General features: G+C 56.3%; 14 protein-coding genes. All 14 read right to left on the reverse strand.

The genetic code is table 11. The annotated features are described in order from the left end of the window. Positions 1–117: 117 nt before the first annotated feature. The 14 genes from ACIPZE_RS11130 to ACIPZE_RS11195 all read right to left on the reverse strand — a co-directional run bounded on the left by ACIPZE_RS11130 (position 118) and on the right by ACIPZE_RS11195 (position 18583). Positions 118–729 carry a hypothetical protein gene (locus ACIPZE_RS11130; protein WP_400772855.1) on the reverse strand — a complete coding sequence of 204 codons (612 nt, stop codon included), beginning with the start codon at positions 727–729 and terminating at the stop codon, positions 118–120. Next, positions 730–1878, reverse strand: a complete 1149-nt coding sequence (locus ACIPZE_RS11135; protein ID WP_400772857.1) for a DUF262 domain-containing protein — start codon at positions 1876–1878, stop codon at positions 730–732. It abuts the gene before it with no gap. A gap of 115 nt (positions 1879–1993) precedes the next feature. Beyond that, a complete protein-coding gene (locus ACIPZE_RS11140; protein WP_400772858.1) occupies positions 1994–5194 on the reverse strand; it encodes a type I restriction endonuclease subunit R in 3201 nt (1066 codons plus the stop codon). Then, on the reverse strand, positions 5194–6540 hold the full coding sequence (locus ACIPZE_RS11145; RefSeq protein ID WP_400772860.1) for a restriction endonuclease subunit S: 1347 nt from the start codon (positions 6538–6540) through the stop codon (positions 5194–5196). Before ACIPZE_RS11145 ends, ACIPZE_RS11140 begins: the two co-directional genes overlap by 1 nt. Then, positions 6537–8516 (reverse strand): N-6 DNA methylase, encoded by a 1980-nt coding sequence (locus ACIPZE_RS11150; RefSeq protein WP_400772862.1) that lies wholly within the window; start codon positions 8514–8516, stop codon positions 6537–6539. The genes ACIPZE_RS11145 and ACIPZE_RS11150 overlap by 4 nt, the downstream gene beginning before the upstream one ends. 603 nt (positions 8517–9119) lie before the next feature. Next, positions 9120–9866, reverse strand: a complete 747-nt coding sequence (locus ACIPZE_RS11155; RefSeq protein WP_400772864.1) for a helix-turn-helix transcriptional regulator — start codon at positions 9864–9866, stop codon at positions 9120–9122. 221 nt (positions 9867–10087) lie between these two features. Beyond that, positions 10088–10615, reverse strand: a complete 528-nt coding sequence (ppa, locus tag ACIPZE_RS11160) for an inorganic diphosphatase (protein ID WP_008052339.1) — start codon at positions 10613–10615, stop codon at positions 10088–10090. A gap of 112 nt (positions 10616–10727) precedes the next feature. Beyond that, positions 10728–11540 (reverse strand): zinc-dependent peptidase, encoded by an 813-nt coding sequence (locus ACIPZE_RS11165; RefSeq protein WP_283438797.1) that lies wholly within the window; start codon positions 11538–11540, stop codon positions 10728–10730. A gap of 4 nt (positions 11541–11544) precedes the next feature. After that, the gene (locus ACIPZE_RS11170) at positions 11545–12195 is read right to left on the reverse strand and encodes a DedA family protein (RefSeq protein WP_127929924.1); all 651 of its coding nucleotides are present in this window, start codon (positions 12193–12195) and stop codon (positions 11545–11547) included. A gap of 248 nt (positions 12196–12443) precedes the next feature. Beyond that, on the reverse strand, positions 12444–12905 hold the full coding sequence (locus tag ACIPZE_RS11175; protein ID WP_129395684.1) for an N-acetyltransferase: 462 nt from the start codon (positions 12903–12905) through the stop codon (positions 12444–12446). A 116-nt stretch (positions 12906–13021) separates the two neighbouring features. Continuing rightward, on the reverse strand, positions 13022–13855 hold the full coding sequence (gene eutC, locus ACIPZE_RS11180) for an ethanolamine ammonia-lyase subunit EutC (protein ID WP_400772867.1): 834 nt from the start codon (positions 13853–13855) through the stop codon (positions 13022–13024). Beyond that, complete coding sequence (locus tag ACIPZE_RS11185) at positions 13852–15246, reverse strand: ethanolamine ammonia-lyase subunit EutB (protein ID WP_400772869.1); 1395 nt, start codon at positions 15244–15246, stop codon at positions 13852–13854. The genes eutC and ACIPZE_RS11185 overlap by 4 nt, the downstream gene beginning before the upstream one ends. Positions 15247–15408: 162 nt before the next feature. Then, positions 15409–16779, reverse strand: a complete 1371-nt coding sequence (gene eat, locus ACIPZE_RS11190) for an ethanolamine permease (RefSeq protein WP_129395681.1) — start codon at positions 16777–16779, stop codon at positions 15409–15411. A 283-nt stretch (positions 16780–17062) separates the two neighbouring features. Next, positions 17063–18583: an aldehyde dehydrogenase family protein gene (locus ACIPZE_RS11195; RefSeq protein WP_400772871.1), complete on the reverse strand. Its 1521-nt coding sequence runs from the start codon at positions 18581–18583 to the stop codon at positions 17063–17065. Positions 18584–18780: the final 197 nt, after the last annotated feature.

The raw sequence follows: 18780 nt of genomic DNA on the forward strand, positions 1-18780 counted from the left end.
GGCCTGAAGAGAATGACCAATAGTTGACAGTGCTTTCAGCCGTTAACAGACGTTCTATCCAAGGTCGAAAGAGTAGACATAAAAGCCTGATTTTTCCGAATGCCGGGCAGCATAGAGCTAGTTCTCATGAAAGAAGTTTTTTAAGCCTGCAATTATATTGTCTACATCGCCTTTCTCTACAGATGGTAAGTTAATCGTTTGGCGAACCCTGGGGAGTCCCCGGTGGGCGATATTTCCTCTTGCCTCGCCAAAGGCATTGAGCATGATTATTAAGCCTTGGTCTAATTCATCCAGCTCATAACCCAATATGAACGCAGAGAGCTTAAAACTTTCACCTTTAATGCCATTATTTTTGCTTAAGGCCTCTTCCGCTCTGGTTATAGCCTCGTCAACTTTTCCAAAAAAGCTCGCTTCTTTAAATTGATACTCTTTGGGTAGGGTTATATCGAAAAAGGAGCATAGTCGATAAGCCCAAGGAACAGAGGAGATATTCGGTCGAGGGTTAATTTTTACTTGAGTCTTAAGAATGTCTAAATGATTCCTTGCTTTACGCTCTAAATAGTCCTCAATTTCTGCGTGGACCAGAAAGCGGAACGCAGCTAAATACTCTGTGTCGGCGGTAAAAGACGAAAAGTCCGTAATCTCATGCTGCAGTTGCTGAGTTATAAATTTTGCTTCAAGAGAAGCGCAGTTCTGCGCCAAGTCCTGAAAATAAACACTGACTGGCATTTAGCGAATCCTTGCGTTGCCTTCCTCGTATTTGCTTCCCATTGCCTCTGCTAAGCTTCTGCCCCATAGATTCATACGGGTAAAGGTGGCCTCGCGAGTCTTGGTTGTTTTCTCAACAGCCTCTCTAAATTCCGGCTTAAGGCAAACTTGCTCGAACAGACCTATAACATCTTCAGAGTGATCGACAGCCCATTGGGCTACGTGATCTTCAGCAAAGCTTCTAGCGATTGAGTCGAAAATGGCACGATTAATACGCCGTTCGTATCCTCTTTCGCTATATTTCTTGAATGCGTACTTTCCAAAAATTGTATGTGCGGTCCGCAACGCAAGATCGAGCCGAGAAAGCTTTTGCGCGAGCTCCTGGGACAACATGTCCCAGTTCGATTCGTAGTGGTTAGTAACATGGTCGAGAAAACGCTTCAGATTTCCATCGTAAGTTTCAAGAAATGAGTCAAAGGCGATGAATCGCAAGACCAGTTCTGAGTCGCGCATTCGCTTATCAAGCTTGTCGCCAAAAATCTTTTTGAAGGCATCACTGCCGAATATATATTCATCAATTGCGTCCAGCAGTTTTCCTCCTACGAGCGCTTTTCTTAATTCTTGAGGCGACAGCTGTAAACTTCCACTATTTAGTCGATAAAACATAGCATAAAGGAAGTTTTCGTCTTGCCAATTTCTAACAATTGTCGCTCGAATGGTACTGTTCTCAAAGTAGTCTCTATCTTGGAATGGTAGTGTTTCGAATTTTACCCCGTTAAGATCTTGCCGAAGATCGAGTCCGCGCAATGTCAGCTCTCCGGACATAAATTCCATAACGGCGACCAATCGTTGCTTTCCATCGATTACCAGGAAATGACCGCGGTTTTCCTTTGCTTCTGCGAGGACGATATTGGGGATGGGGACGCCGACAATGATAGATTCGATGAGCCGACTTTTACGTATGTCGTCCCATGCCTCGCGACGCTGGAAAGTTGGGTTGAGAATTATATTTTTTCGAGAGATTTGTTGATAAATAGTTCCTATTGTCCAATCGGCATTCATCACTACTGCGTTTCTATAATCAATATTCTGATCTAGGTCGTTTTCGTCTTCTTGCTGATCAACAGGTGCTATGTCTTCAAAAAAAGGGACGTCATCGTTCATTTTCATAATCTGATCCATCTGGCATTAACTCATAGGTTAGCATCACATCCCCATCAGCAAAGCGCCTTCGGTTAAGGTTTTTAACGTATGCCAAGCATTCGTTGATGCGATTTATATGGTCTCAGGCATCGCGCAAACCGGATTCATTAAAGTCGGTTGCCGATTTCAACATCTTTAGAATCACCAAGGCAAAGGCACGGCTCTTGGTCTCGTTATCCAGCACTTCCAGCGACAGTTTCTCGTGGTCGGTCATTGCATCCAGTACGGTGTCCAGCACGCGCTTGGGGAACAGTCCGTGCATCACTTGATCCTCTGAGTGGTTGTTCACTTGTGCCATCACATCTTCCTGGCGGCTGATGCGCTGGGCGATACCGGTGAGGAACTGCAACTGGTCGTCATCGCTCACCTCTGCACCGAAGATATCGTTCAGCGCCTCAATGATTTCCGACAAGCGCTTTTTCTCCGGGTCATGGGGCTTGCCGCTGCCCACATCACTGCCAGGTTTGAGGGTGTATTCGCCTTCTTCCTCGTTCAGCCGTAGTTGGTGTTCGGCGCGTTTGCTCAGGCGGTAATGGCTCAGTTGAAGCTCGCCCACATCCACGTCGTCTTGTTGCAGGCGATCCACGCCCAGCAGAGGATGCAGGTGCTTGGCGTACACGCAGAGTTGCTCAAGTTCGCGGTCCTCATATGGCACGATCTGCGAGAGGAACTCGTAAAGGCGCACGAAGCTCTGCAGATTCTTTCGGAAGAGGTCAAGTTCATCGATCTGCTCGCCGGCCTCTTTCAGTGCGTGCTCGGCTTTTTTCAGGCCTGTACTGTCGCCGTTAGCTTCGGCCGTGCGCTTGAAGTCCAGCGCCTGTTGGCGTGACTCCACCGAGAAGGCGTAGCGCTTGGCGAAGCGCTCCTTTGCCGGAGTGCAGTAGTAGCTGAGCTTGCTGGCCGCCGCCTTGGGGTCGAAGAAGGCCATGGCGAACGCCTCGACCTCCTGCCAGTGGTAGATCCCTTCGGCATCCAGCTTCTTCTGCAGGTCATAGATGATCTGCGGGTCGGTGACATCGGTCAGCTCGGCCTTGGTGTAGTACGGTAAGAAGGCGTCGAGGATATCCTGCGGCTCGTTGAAGAAATCGAGGATGAAGGTTTCCTTGCTGTCACCGAAAGTGCGGTTCAGCCGCGATAGGGTCTGCACGCAGTCCACGCCTTGCAACTTCTTGTCCACGTACATGGCACACAGCTTTGGCTGATCGAAGCCAGTCTGATACTTGTTGGCTGCGATCATTACGTTGAAGTCTTGGGTGTCGAACGCCACTGCCAGGTCGCGACCATTCAGGCCAGGGTTGAGCAGGCTGCTGCTTTCCGTCACCTCTTCGGGGATCACCTCATCCGGTAGCACGCTGCCGGAGAACGCCACCAGCGGGTGCACATCGTTGTAACCCATTTGCTGTACATAGGCTCTCACGGCCAACTGGTAACGCACCGCTTCCTGGCGGCTGCTGGTCACCACCATGGCCTTGGCCTGGCCATTGAGCAGATTGCGGATATTGGCGCGGAAGTGCTCGACGATCACTTCAACCTTTTGATTGATGTTGTATGGATGCAAGCGCACCCAGCGCGCTAGCTTGATGCGCGCCTTCTTACTGTCCACCTCGTCGTCTTTGCCATCCGGGTGGGCGATCTTCCAGGCAGTGCTGTAGGTGGTGTAATTACGCAGCACGTCGAGAATGAAACCCTCCTCGATAGCCTGGCGCATGGAATACAGATGAAAAGCCTCTGGCTTGTTGCTGGAACTGGCCGGCAGCGTGGGGTCGGCCGGGCGACCGAACAGCTCCAGGGTCTTGGCCTTGGGCGTGGCGGTGAAGGCGTAGTAACTGATGCGCTCATTCGGTTGGCGCGCCTGCACGGCGGCGTCCAACAACTCTTCGGCGCTGACTTCCTCGGCGTCCAGCGCATCGCTGCCTAGAATCTGTTTCAGCTTGCTGGCTGACGAGCCAGTTTGCGAGGAATGCGCCTCGTCAGCGATTACCGCATAACGCCCGCTAGCCAGCTTGGGGTACTTGTCTAGGGCATCGAACAACGCCGGAAAAGTCTGAATGGTGACGATGATGATGCGCGTCTGCTCAGCCAGCGCCTGAGCCAGTTGTTCCGACTTGCTCTGGCTGCCGACATCACGACTGATCGGTTTGACCACGCCCTGGGCGTGCTCGAACTGGTAGATGGTGTTCTGCAACTGGCTATCTAACACTGTGCGGTCGGTGACCACGACTACCGAGTTGAATAAGCGTTGGCCGGTACTGTCGTATAGTGACGCCAGTTGATGCGCAGTCCACGCAATGGAGTTGGACTTGCCAGAGCCGGCGCTGTGCTGGATTAAATAGCGCTTGCCAGGTCCTTCGGCGTGGGTGGTGTTGACCAGCTTGTTGACTACTTCCCATTGGTGGTAACGCGGGAAGATCATCGTTTCCTTGGTAACCAACTTGCCGTCGAAGCCTTCGCTGGTTTTTTTGTCCAAGTGCATAAAGCGTCCCAGCACCTTGAGCCAGGCATCTGGTTGCAATAGCCTTTGCCACAGGTAGCCGGTGGCGTACTGGCTGTCGTCGTCAGGCATTGGGTTGCCAGCACCGCCTTCCTCACTGCCGAGGTTAAAGGGCAGGAAGAAGGTGTCCTTGCCCGCCAGTTTAGTGGTCATCGCAACCTCATTCTGCCCTACGGCAAAATGCACCAACGCGCCACGCTTGAAGGTCAACAGTGGCTCAGGCTTGCGCGTCAGCGGGTCTTTAGCGGGGCGATCGTAGCGGTACTGGCGCTTGGCGTTTTCCACCGACTGCTTGAATTCGCTTTTTAACTCCATCGTGGCAGTGGGTATACCATTGACGAATAACACCAGATCCAGCCGTGGATTGTAACTCTGCCCGTTACTCCCAGACTCACGCGCATGCGGTGAGTAGGAAACCTCCGGCACCACGCGCAGGCGGTTGCACTGGTAGCGCTTCAAGGTATCCGGGTTCATACCATGGTCGGGCTGAAAGCTACACAGGTCCACCTTCACCGCAGGAAGCTTGAAGCCATGGCGTAACACATCCAGGGTGCCGCTCTGCTCCAACTCGCGCACCACTTTCTGCACCAGCACGTCTTCAGGTGCATTCGGGTTGGCCTTGGTGAACTTGTCCCAACGTTCTGGCCAAGCGTCCTTGAAGTAACCCAGCACATCTTCGGTATACAGTGCTGTGCGCCGGTCGTAGCCGCTGGTTGTGCCAACTAGCCAGCCCTGCGCAGCTAGGGCGTCAGTAATGTCCTTCTGGAATTGCGCTTCCTTGCTGTCCGCCATTACATGGCCTCTTGTACTAGTTCAGGGGTGGGCGTACTGGGTGGTGGCTGCCAGCCGCGTACGTCTATCTTGCCGGTAGCGGCGGCGGAGATAAGGGCGGAGCGGCGTTCTTGCATCAAGGCGATTGAGATCTGAGCATGATGCTCCAAAGTTTGGAAAGCAATCAGACTATGCTCAACGTGCCGAACGATCTGGCCCTGCTCCTCTAGACTAGGAAGCGGGATGCGCAACGAAGAAACGAGTTCGCAATTTAGCGCTGCCTGATTCGCTCCTCGACCAAAGTCTCTCAAAGGCTCATAGAGGCAGTGCAGATAAAGGTGTAAAAAGCTTGGAAGAACTTTTCTTTGATCAGGAATAACTGCGCAAACATTCTGATTTATTGTAGCTTCAATGTTTAGCAAGGCAGCCAACCCTCTGGTCTTTCCTTGCCCTACAAGACCAATTAGAACTGCGCCCTGAGGAATCATCTCAACCGAGCATTCGGCGAGTGCTTTCCTAGTAATAAACTCAGATGCTGAACTTATTTGGTAGTCATTCAATGCTCCTGATGCAACCCAAGGGATATCGCCTTCAGTCCAGTATTCAGTGTTATCTCGACTAGGTGTAGAACCGTTTATTACTCTTGCAATATGACCGAGCTTTGGCAAAACCCAGGAATCTGGAACCTCGCCCAACCACTCCACGCCGGAGTCTTTCATTTGTGCCTTAGGGTCGAGGCCTTTAATGACGGCGTGGGAAATCACGGCCTGGCGCTTTTCCTTGAGGAGTTCGATCAGGCGCAGTTGCTCTTCGATAAGCGCGTCGACGCGGACGGTTTCGTGGTCCAGGAAGCGTGCAATTTGGGCTTGTTCTCTCTCATTAGGAAGGAATATCGGCAGCCACTTCATATCGCTGTACTTCATGGACTGCCTTAGTCCACCGCCCATTGAGTAAAAAACCTTAATGTTGTCATAAGCCCTGAATAGGTGGTTCGCGAATTCAGGTAGAATTTTCCTGCATATTACTGCGAGATATGCAGAGGTTATAATTCCAGGCGTGCGGACAACAGCACTTCGCAGGCTTTTCTTGTCGTTCTGCAAGTCGGTCAGTCGAAATACGATGTCGCCGGGATATACAACTTGGTAAATTTCGAATGATGCAGGCAGTAAGCCTTCAAGCGAATTGATGTCTTTATTGATAATACGCCCGTAACTAAGAGACAAGAGATTGTTCTGTTTCATGCCAGCATTTGATTCATTTCTTTCGCTGAGCAGGCTGAAGAAAGGTTTCTCTACCCAATGCTCCGGAACCCCTCCGAGCCACTCTACTCCCGAATCCTTATAAACGGGGTACGCTGGAAACGTCATGCCGACAGCCCCTCGATCATTTGTTTGATGTGGTCGGTGCAGGCCTTGAGGTCGCGGTCAATTTCGTCTAGCGGGCGCGGCGGCTGGAACACGTAAAAGTGCCGGTTGAATGGTATCTCGAAGCCGACTATGCCGACTTCGCCATCCTGGGCATCGGTTTTGCCTTCGTCGATCCAGGCGTCCGGTACATGAGGGATGACTTCGCGCTGAAAATAGTCGTAGACAGACTCACCCAGGGGAACGTTCTCGTAGTCGCGCAGACCAGCGTCCGCTTCCATCTGGCCATTGGACTTGCAGATATCCGCCTCGGGGTCGCGTTCGCTCAGGGCGTTGAGTAGCGCCTTGAGCTCCGCCGTGGTGGGAAATACGTCGTGGTCACTCAGGACTTTTTTGAGCAGTTTGCTGAACTGTTCGCGGTTGCGGTGCAGCACACTCGCGTCCATGGCTTGCAGGGCGTTCATCAGCTGCTGCTGAGTGGCGCTGTTGAGCTTCTGCAGGGCTTTTGCTTCCAGCACTTTGCCGATGCGTTCGGCGGTGGTCTGAAAGTTCAGGCGCAGCGGGCGCTCGACGGTGATTCGTCGGTAACCGAAGGCGTCGATGGGAAAGATTTTGCTCTGCGCGGTTGTCTCGAAGCAGCCATATAAGCGCACCAAGTCACTGATTTGATCCTCGGTGATGTACTGGCGTTTGCTGCCCAACGATTTGCGCATTTTGGCAAAGTACTGACTGCCGTCGATCAATTGCACCTTACCCTGGCGCGCGACGGTTTTGTGGTTGCTGAGTATCCACACATAGGTGGCGATGCCAGTGTTGTAGAACATATCCATTGGCAGCGCGACGATAGCTTCGACCAGATCGTTTTGCAGCAAGTGGCGGCGAATCTCCGACTCACCTGAGCCGGCGGCGCCGTTAAACAACGGCGAACCGTTGAGGATGATGCCTATGCGCGAGCCACCTTCGCGCGGGTCGCGCATCTTGCTGACCAGATGCAGGAGGAACAGCAGCGAGCCGTCGGACACCCGTGGCAGACCGGGGCCGAAGCGGCCGTCGAAACCCTTGTGGCTGTGCTCGTCGGTGATCTGCTTTTGCACCTTCTTCCATTCCACGCCGAACGGCGGGTTGCTGAGCATGAAGTCGAAGTGCTTGTCGGCCAGTTGGTCGTTGGACAGCGTGTTGCCGAACTTGATGCTGGCCACGTCCTGGCCCTTTATCAGCATGTCCGCTTTACAGATGGCGTAGGACTCGGGATTCAGCTCTTGGCCGTGCAAAGATACGCTGACCTTTTTGCTGATGAGCTGGATGTATTCATCACCCTCGGACAGAAATCCGCCCGTGCCCGCCGTTGGGTCATAAATGGTGACGATGCTGTGGGGTGCGAGTTTGTGGTCTTGATCGGTGATTACCAGCGATGTAGTGAGGTGCACGATATCGCGTGGGGTGAAATGCTCACCAGCGGTTTCGTTGGAGCTTTCGGCAAACTTGCGGATCAGCTCTTCAAAGATGATGCCCATGCCGAAGTTACTGATGCGCTCGGGGCTCAGGTCGGTGGCAGCAAACCGTTGCACAACCTGATAGAGCAGGTTAGCGCTGGCCAGCTGCTGAACAAAATCTTCAAAGTGGAAGTGCTCGAATATCTCGCGGGCGTCCTTGCTGAAGGCCTGCACATAGCTCATCAGGTCGGCTGGAGTCTGGGTATCTGACAGAGTGCCGAGTGTCAGCGACGAGGCGTTGAAAAACTGCAGGCCACCGGCTGCACGCAGCATATACATTTCACGTACGGTGTCTGGGCGGCCTTCCTGGGCGTAGAACTCGCGAATCACGGCATCCTTGGTCGGCGCCAGCACACACTCCATGCGCCGCAGCAGGGTGAATGGCAAGATGATGCGACCGTACTGAGACTGCTTGAAGTCACCGCGTAACAGATCGGCAATCGACCAGAGAAAAGCGGCCGTCTGGGAATGATTTTCCGTATTCACGCAACAACTCCTTAGAGTAGGGGAAAAAGCGCGAGTCTAACACTCGAGGGCGCCCGTCAGGAGCGTCCGCTTTAGGTTGTGAACAGCCGCTGAGCGGGGGCCGCTTTTGGCCGTTTTGTGCCTATCGCCCTCGGGCGGCTACTGGTCGAGCTGAGCCGCTGGAGTCAAAGAAGTAAAGTCGAAGGAGCAGCGGCTAACCCAGCGTTTGGGTGTGGGTCAAAGTGTGGGTCAAAGATGGTGTTTTTGCTCGAGCCCTTGCCCTGCGCGGGTTTCAGGCATTAAAAAGCCGGCTTGTGGCCGGCTTCTCGGGGACTGGCTTGGCCTATTTTTGGTAAGCCTTGCCAGCCTTCAAAACGTACATCCGGATCTGCGTCCGGCTGTGGGACTTGGTCAGACGTTGGTCTGCCGCGTCGGACGCTCTCTGAGCCGCGGGGCGGGTCGATGCGCAAATGTGGGGCGCAGGATACTGAGTTTTGCTGTGAATTCCCAGTCTGAAGTGCGGTTTAGAGCGACTGCTGCAGTAGAAATTGGGGATTTGTACTGTATTTCAGGGCCTCATCGCGAGCAGGCTCACTCCTACAGGGGGAGGTGCTGGCCGTCAGATCAGAGAAACGGCACCACCGGCCGGCGTTTGCCCACGGTCGACCACCAGAACACCCAGCCCAATATGTGAATCCTTTGCTCTTCAATCTGCGCCGGGCGGAATACTTCGTCCGGGTATTCGGCGCTGTTGTGGCTGCGCAGTCGCAAGCCGTTGCCGGGCATGCGGTGCAGGTATTTGATGCGCAACATGCCGTCGTGTTCGATGGCGTAGATTTCGCCGTCGACGACTTGTGTCAGGCCTCGGTCGATGGCGACGACGGAGCCGTCTTCGATGCGTTCGGCCATGCTGTTGCCGATCATGTGGGCGCAGATGGCGTCGGCGTGTCTGACTTCGAGTTGATCCAGGTGGCTGCGCAGCAGGCGGATCGACTGCTCAGGGTCCTGGATGACGTGGGTTTTGCCCGAGCCGTTGCTGAGCGGGGTTTCCTTGAAGAACGTCAGATTGATGTCGTTGGGATCGATGACCGTGTAGACGCCGCGAATGGCCTGGGCGTCGAAGGTGTCGCCGTTGCTGGCGGGTGCGTTGAGGCTGGGCGATTCTTTGCTGCCTTCGCCGGTTTTCAGCCATTCGCTGTTGACGGACAGCAGGCGTGAGACTTCTTCCATGCGATACGCCGGGACGCCCCGGGTGTACCAGTTGTGGACATTTTGGGCTTCCGTGCCCCAGAACTTTGCGAAACCCGTGGTGGTGATGTTCGCTGCTTCCAGGAGTGCCTTGAATCTTGGACCGCTAGTGTTCGTTCTCATAAACACAGAGTCTACGGCCGTGCCAGAGCGGTTTGAATAAACCGGGCGTTCAAAAACGGGCTGAATTTTGCGACGGGATGTAAGACGTTCTTGTAGGAAATTAAACAGGTTAAAACTGCGTCGTGCAGAATTTAAACGATCCGTTTAATGCGCAGGTTCTCGCGCACAAAAAACCCCGTGTAACCGGGGTTTTCTTCAAGCATCACGCAGGTCGCAGGTTATCAGCCTTTGTAGGCAGCAACCGACTTGGTGATCGCGTCGCGGGCGGCGTCTGCACCGGCCCAGCCTTCGATCTTGACCCATTTGCCTTTTTCGAGATCTTTGTAGTTCGCGAAGAAGTGCTCGATCTGCTGGATCAGCAGTGGCGGCAGGTCGGTGTATTCCTTCACATCGACGTACAGCTGGGACAGCTTGTCGTGTGGGACTGCGATGACCTTGGCGTCGCCGCCGCCGTCGTCGGTCATGTTCAGGATGCCGACTGGACGCGCGCGGATCACCGAGCCTGGAGCAACCGGGTAAGGGGTCACAACCAGCACGTCGAGGGGATCACCGTCGTCAGCCAGGGTGTTCGGGATGTAACCGTAGTTGGCCGGGTAGAACATTGGGGTGGCCATGAAACGGTCAACGAACAGGCAATCGCTGTCTTTGTCGATTTCGTATTTGATCGGCGCGTGGTTGGCCGGGATCTCGATCGCGACGTAGATGTCGTTCGGCAGGTCTTTGCCAGCCGGAATCTTGCTGTAGCTCATTGGGCGTTGCCCCCGTAGTTGACCAAAAACACTTGGCCGGATTGACCAAAAAGTGGCGGCGATTATAGGCATATTCTGCCGTCGACGCCATGCAGCGAAAGTCGTGCAGCGCTCAGTCGTGAGCCTGATAGACCGGGTCTGTCGCCTGAAGTTGCCGCAATCTGCCCAACGGATCCTGACGGTAGAAAAGCCTGAGCTGCGCATAGACCTGTGGATAAGCCTCTTCGAGCAGATCCGGGGCGCTGAAGAAGTATTCGCTGGTGACAGCGAAGAACTCGGCGGGGTTTTCGGCGGCGTAGGGGTCGATGGCGGTTTCGGCGTCGGGATTGCGGTCGAGCTGGCGGTTGAGGTCGTCGTAGGCGTTTTGCATGACTTCGGCCCAGTCGCTGACGCGCATGTCAGTGTGCAGCGGCGGCAGGCCGTTGGCGTCACCGTTGAGCATGTCGAGTTTGTGCGCCAGTTCGTGGATCACCAGGTTGTAACCTTCCCAGCCACCACTGGCCATCACACCGGGCCACGCGAGAATGATCGGCCCCTGCTGCCAAGCCTCGCCGCTGTGCTCGCCGTCCCACTCGTGTTCGACGCCGCTGGCATCGCGATGGCGCTGCGGGCTGAGGAAGTCATCGGGATAGAGGACGATCTCGTGAAAGCCCTGATACCAGTTCAAATCGCCCAGATTGAGCAGCGGCAATTGTGCCTGGGCCGCGAGCAACAGGCGTTGTTCCTGGTGCAGTTCGACGCCGGGCAGGGCGGTCAGGTGTTTTTCTTCGAGAAATAATACGCAGGCCTCGCGCAGCCACTGGTCTTCAGCGCTGCTGATGCCGTCGAGAAAACTCAGGTGATGGCGCACCCGTTGCCACAGGTCGTCGGCAATCGGGTGCTTCGCGAGGATGCGCCGGCGACGCCAGGCGCTCAGCGACCACACGGGCTTAGTGCGATTGCGCTTTGGTGCCGCCGAAACGGCTGCGAACCACGCCGAGGATCATCGGCACCAGCGACAGCAGGATGATTGCCACGACCAGCAACGACAGGTTTTTCTTGATGAACGGTACGTTGCCGAAGAAGTAGCCCAGTGTCACCAGACCGCCGACCCAGAGGATCGTGCCAAGTACGCTGAAACCGAAGAAACGCGGGTACGGCATCTTCGCCACGCCGGCGACGAACGGGGCAAAGGTACGAATGATCGGCAGGAAACGCGCCAGGGTCACGGTCTTGCCACCGTGCTTGTCATAGAAGTCGTGGGTTTTCTGCAGATAGTCGCGGCGGAAGATTTTCGAGTTCGGGTTGCTGAACAAGCGTTCGCCCGCCGTTCGTCCGATCACGTAGTTGGTGCTGTCACCGAGTATCGCCGCGAGCATCAGCAAACCACCGAGCAATACCGGGTCCATTCCGCCGCCCGCTGCCACGGCACCGGCAATGAACAACAGCGAGTCACCCGGCAGGAACGGCATCACCACCAGACCGGTTTCGCAGAAAATCACCAGAAACAGGATGGCGTAGATCCATGGCCCGTAGTTGTTCACCAGCAGATCGAGGTAGACGTCGAGATGCAGGATAAGGTCGAGCGGGTTGAAATCCATGGGGGCACCTGTGGTGACGGCCCGACTCAGCGGGTCTGTGCGGGTGGATCGGGTGTAAGCCTACAGCCAGGTGTAGTTTTTCTTACAAGCCGGAAAGCTCGGGATTATACGGTTTGAGAGATGAAAAGCGTGTTGGTTTTGTAGCGGGGGATGTCGGGCGTGAAAATTTGTCAGGGACACAGCAGGGATGGGTGGGGCGAAGAGATCGCAGCCTTCGGCAGCTCTTACAGGCTGCGATCTTCTGATTTTCAGAGCTCGTCGCTGATCGGCAGCACGTAGTTCTTGAACTCGGTGTCTTCCTTGAATCCGATGGATTCATAGGTTTTCTGCGCGACTTCGTTATTGCTGCTGGTGGAGACGCGCATGCGCACGGCCTGGGTTTCCTTGGCCATTTTCTTCGCGGTGCGGATCAGGTTGTCGGCGACCAGTTGGCGGCGGGCATCTTCGGCGACATAGATGTCGTTGAGGATCCACACGCGCTTGAGCGACAACGAGGAAAAGCTTGGATACAACTGACAGAAGCCCATCAGCTTCTTGTCGTCATCATCGGCCAGGGCCAGATAAATCACCGATTCCTTGCGCCGCAGGCGTTTTTCGAGAAACGCGCGGGAGGAGTCCGGATAAGGCAGGGAACCGTAGAACTCGCGATATCTGACGAACAACGGGGTCAACAAATCCAGATGTTCGAGGGTCGCTTGAATAATCCGCATGATAGGTCTCGTCTTCAAGTGGCTGTCTTCAACTGCTCTGACGGCGATTGGGAAACCCTGGCGGCCGTGCATCGATCCTGCCTGAAACCAGCGCAGAAACGCAATGCGGAAACGGTTCAGGTTGCGGGCGGACCGAGTAGGAAGTTTCCTTTCATGTCGACACCGGTTTCCGACTCCAGTGTGTGAACCTGTGCTTCGTCCTTCAGATTGACCCCCGACAACTGGCGCCGACAGGCTTCCCGCATCAGGTACAGCAAGCGATGCGCCGCCATGCCGTAGCTCAAGCCTTCGAGCCGCACGTTGGAGATGCAATTGCGGTAGGCATCGGTCAGTCCGACCTTTGGATTGTAGGTGAAATATAAACCCAGGCTGTCTGGCGAGCTGAGGCCGGGGCGTTCGCCGATCAGCATCACCAGCATTTTCGCGCCGAGCAATTGGCCAATTTCGTCACCGACGGCGACGCGCCCCTGTTCCACCAGCACGACGGGCGCGATCGACCAGCCATCGCTGCTCATCTGTTCTTCCAGTCGGGTAAGAAACGGCAAGGTATGCCGATGCACCGCCAGCGCCGACAAACCGTCCGCGACGACAATGGCCAGATCTACGCCGCCGGGATGCGCCGCCGTGTAATCACGCAGGCTTTGCGCCGAGTCATCGCTCAGTTTGCGTCCCAGATCCGGGCGTTGCAGGTAGCTGTTGCGATCCAGCGCCGCACTGTGCAGCAGCAGGCTCTCGCGCCCGCGTTCAGTCAATTGCGTACTGAGTGCGGCATGGTCGAACGGCAGGTGCACCGCATCGCGTGCTTGCGCATGGGCAAACTGGAAATCCAGTTGCGCGCGGGTTGGCAGGCTGGTGCCGGTGCGGCCGAGGGCGATCCGCGCCGGGGTCAGGCGGCGCAGCTCCAGCCAAGGATTTTGCGGGTCGATGGGCGGTTTTTCCATGTCACTCATCCCAGTTGCGCCAGCGCCTGGCGGAAGGCCGGTGGCAGATTGTTGCCGAAACGAACCTTGCCGTCGGCCTGCGTGAAGATGCCCATGTTGGCCAGCCACTGTTCAAACTCCGGCGCTGGTTTCAGGCCGAGGGTCTGGCGCGCATAGAGCGCGTCATGAAACGAAGTGGTCTGGTAGTTGAGCATGATGTCGTCGGAGCCGGGGATGCCCATGATGAAGTTGATCCCGGCGACCCCGAGGAGTGTCAGCAGGGTGTCCATGTCGTCCTGATCGGCTTCGGCGTGGTTGGTGTAGCAGATGTCGCAGCCCATCGGCACGCCGAGCAACTTGCCGCAGAAATGGTCTTCGAGGCCGGCGCGGATGATTTGTTTGCCGTTGTAGAGGTACTCCGGGCCGATAAATCCTACGACGGTGTTCACCAGGAACGGCTTGAAATGTCGCGCCACCGCGTAGGCTCGCGTCTCGCAGGTCTGTTGATCGACGCCATGGTGGGCGTTGGCTGACAAGGCGCTGCCCTGACCGGTTTCGAAATACATCAGGTTCTGCCCGAGCGTGCCGCGATTCAGGCTCAGGCCGGCGTCATAGCCTTCCTGCAACACGTTGAGGTTGATGCCGAAACTGGCGTTGGCCGCCTCGGTGCCGGCGATGGACTGAAACACCAGATCCAGCGGCACGCCACGATTGATCGCCTCAATGGAGGTGGTGACGTGGGTCAGCACGCAGGCTTGGGTCGGGATGTCGTAGCGCTGGATGATCGCGTCGAGCATCTCCAGCATCGCGCAGATCGAAGCGATGCTGTCGGTGGCCGGGTTGATGCCGATCATCGCGTCGCCATTACCGTAGAGCAGGCCGTCGAGAATGCTCGCGGCGATGCCGGAAGGCTCGTCGGTCGGGTGGTTCGGTTGCAGGCGGGTCGACAGTCGCCCGCGCAGACCGAGGGTGCCGCGAAATTTCGTCACCACGCGAATCTTCTGCGCCACCAACACCAGATCCTGCACGCGCATGATCTTCGATACGGCGGCGACCATTTCCGGGGTCAGGCCGGGGGCGAGATTACGCAGGCTGGTTTCATCGGCGGCGTCGCTGAGCAGCCAGTCGCGAAAACCGCCGACGGTGAGGTGGCTGACCACGGCAAACGCCTGTTTGTCGTGAGTGTCGATGATCAGTCGGGTGACTTCATCGTACTCATAGGGAATCAGCGCTTCCTGCAGAAAATGCGTAAGCGGGATGTCGGCCAGCGCCATTTGCGCGGCGACGCGCTCGCCGTCGTTGAGCGCGGCGATGCCGGCAAGAAAATCCCCCGAACGCGCAGGGCTGGCCTTGGCCATGACCTCTTTGAGGCTGTCGAAGCGATAGGTCTGGGCGCCGACGGAATGGGCGAATGCGGCCACAATATCCTCCTCTAAACAATAACCCCCTGTAGGAGCTGCCGAAGGCTGCGATCTTTTGACGTTGATTTTCTAAAAACAAGATCAAAAGATCGCAGCCTGCGGCAGTTCCTACAGGGTTCCAGCACAGTGCCTGAAGGGGCGCTGTGCACTTTTATATGGCAGTTAGATACCTTCGAGCATAGCGTCTGCCGGTGCATCGGCGCGTTGCTTGGCGGTCAGCTGGAAATACAGGTAACCGGCGGCCATGAAACCGAGGAACACGCAGCCGATCAGCGTGTTGAACCACGCCATCGCGATCAGGCACACCACCGCCAGGAACAGCGCGATCGCCGGCACCACCGGATAGCCCGGCGCACGGAAGGTGCGCTCCAGGTTCGGCTCGGTTTTGCGCAGTTTGAACAGGCTGAGCATGCTGATGATGTACATCACGATCGCGCCGAACACTGACATGGTGATCATCGCTGCGGTCAGGGTCATGCCTTGCAGATTGACCAGACCGTCGCTGTAGATCGCCGCGATGCCGATCACGCCACCGGCCAGAATCGCCCGGTGCGGGGTCTGGAAGCGCGAGAGTTTGGCCAAACCTTTGGGCAGATAACCGGCGCGGGCGAGGGCGAAGAACTGCCGCGAATAACCGAGGATGATCCCGTGGAAACTCGCCACCAGCCCGAACAGGCCGATCCATACCAGCATGTGCATCCACGATGAATTGTTGCCGACCACGGCTTTCATCGCCTGCGGCAGCGGATCGTTGATGTTCGACAGTTGACGCCAGTCGCCGACGCCGCCGGCCATGACCATCACGCCGATCGCCAGAAATACCAAGGTCAGAATGCCGCTGACATAGGCTTTGGGAATCGTCCGTTTCGGGTCTTTCGCCTCTTCGGCCGCCATCGCCGCGCCCTCGATGGCGAGGAAGAACCAGATCGCGAATGGTATCGCCGCGAAGATCCCGGGGATCGAGGCCATGCTGAATTCATTCGAGCCCGACCAGCCGTTGAGCACGAAATTACTGAAGCTGAAACCCGGTGCGACCACGCCCATGAACACCAGCAACTCGGCGACGGCCAGCACGGTCACCACCAGTTCGAATGTCGCGGCGATGCTGACGCCAAGAATATTCAGGGTCATGAACACGAAGTACGCGCCGACGGCGGCGATCTTCGGATCAAGCTCCGGATATTGCACATTCAGGTAGGCGCCGATGGCCATGGCGATGGCCGGCGGCGCAAAGACGAACTCGATCAGCGTGGCGATGCCGGCGATCAATCCGCCTTTCTCGCCGAACGCCCGCCGGCTGTAGGCAAACGGCCCGCCGGCGTGTGGGATCGCGGTAGTCAATTCGGTGAAACTGAAGATAAAGCAGGTGTACATGGTCGCGACCATCAGCGCCGTGACCAGAAAACCCAGGGTGCCTGCGGTGCCCCAGCCGTAACTCCAGCCGAAGTATTCGCCGGAAATCACCAGGCCGACGGCTATGCCCCATAGATGCAGGGTGCCGAGTGTGGGTTTGAGCTGTGTGGTGGAAGTCATAAGTCCTCGCTGTCTTTTTTATTGTTTGATTTGTTGGACTTTCGGGTATGGCGGTTGGGTGGATGGGTGCTGTTCACGCAGCGGCAATTTCAGTGCAAAACCTGAATAACGGGTACGCAAGGGCCGTGCCAGAGCGGCCAGACCTTATTTGTAGTGTCATGGAGGATGCTGATCGCGAGCAGGCTCACTCCTACAGTAGGAATGCGGTGCAAATGTAGGAGTGAGCCTGCTCGCGATAGCAGTTGAGAGGGCGACACAGGAATATCCGTGTCGCCCTCAGGTTTTAGAAGAAGCCCAACGGATTGATGTCGTAGCTCACCAGCAGGTTTTTGGTCTGCTGATAATGATCGAGCATCATTTTATGGGTTTCACGGCCAACGCCAGACTTCTTGTACCCGCCAAACGCGGCATGCGCCGGGTACAGGTGGTAGCAGTTGGTCCACACGCGACCGGCCTTGATCGCGCGGCCCATGCGATAAGCGCGGTTGATGTCGCGGGTCCACAGACCGGCGCCGAGGCCGAACTCGGTGTCGTTGGCAATCGCTAGGGCTTCGGCTTCGTCCTTGAACGTGGTGATGCTCACCACCGGCCCGAAGATTTCTTCCTGGAACACGCGCATCTTGTTGGTGCCCTTGAGCAGGGTCGGCTGGATGTAATAGCCGGTCGACAGGTTGCCCTCGAGTTTTTCCACCTTGCCGCCAGTCAGCAGTTCGGCGCCTTCGCCCTTGGCAATTTCCAGGTAGGAAAGAATCTTGTCGAATTGCTGTTCGGATGCCTGCGCGCCGACCATGGTGTCGGTGTCCAGCGGATCGCCGCGTTTGATTTGCAGGACTTTCTTCATGACGACGGCCATGAACTCGTCGTAGATCGATTCCTGCACCAGTGCACGCGATGGGCAGGTGCAGACTTCGCCTTGGTTGAAGAAGGCCAGCACCAGACCCTCAGCAGCTTTCTCAATGAAAGTCGGTTCGGCCTGCATGATGTCTTCGAAGAAGATGTTCGGCGATTTGCCGCCCAGTTCCACGGTCGACGGAATGATGTTCTCGGCCGCGCATTTCATGATGTGCGAGCCGACCGGAGTCGAGCCGGTGAAGGCGATCTTGGCGATGCGTTTGCTGGTCGCCAGTGCTTCGCCGGCTTCTTTGCCATAGCCCTGAACAATGTTCAGCACGCCGGGTGGCAGCAGGTCGCCGATCAGTTCCAGCAACACGGTAATGCCCAGCGGGGTTTGCTCGGCAGGCTTGAGCACCACGCAGTTGCCAGCGGCCAGTGCTGGCGCGAGTTTCCACGCGGCCATCAGGATCGGGAAGTTCCACGGGATGATCTGACCGACCACGCCCAGCGGTTCATGAATGTGATAAGCCACGGTGTTGCCGTCGATTTCGGCAGCGCTGCCTTCCTGGGCGCGCAGGCAACCGGCGAAGTAACGGAAGTGGTCGGCCGCCAGCGGGATGTCGGCGTTGATGGTTTCGCGGATGGCTTTGCCGTTGTCCCAGGTTTCGGTGATCGCCAGCAGTTCGAGGTTCTGTTCGATGCGGTCGGCGATTTTCAGCAGGATCAGCGAGCGTGCCTGCACGGAGGTCGAACCCCATGAATCGGCTGCGGCGTGAGCGGCGTCCAGTGCCTTGTCGATGTCTTCGGCAGTGGAACGCGGGAATTCGGCAATCGGTTGGCCATTCACTGGCGAGGTGTTGGTGAAGTACTGACCTTTGACAGGCGCGACGAACTCGCCGCCGATGTAGTTACCGTACTTGCTCTTGAACGAGACTTTGGCGCCTTCAGTACCGGGGTGAGCGTAACGCATGATGTTGTTCTCCTTGGCTTTGTACTTATTAGAGAAACGCGCAAGTGCGCTTGCTATAAGCGTAGAGCAAAGGCCGGGCCACCGCCGTGCAGCTCAGGTAAATCAAGGGCTTGGCGGGTTTTTGTCGGACGAGCGGATTGTGCCTGTGATGGTTTCGGTACAGACGGGGTGACAGTCTGTACCGCTTCCGGCACAGC

Source organism: Pseudomonas sp. NPDC089741, from assembly GCF_044748825.1.
GTDB classification, from domain to species: Bacteria; Pseudomonadota; Gammaproteobacteria; order Pseudomonadales; family Pseudomonadaceae; genus Aquipseudomonas; species Aquipseudomonas helmanticensis.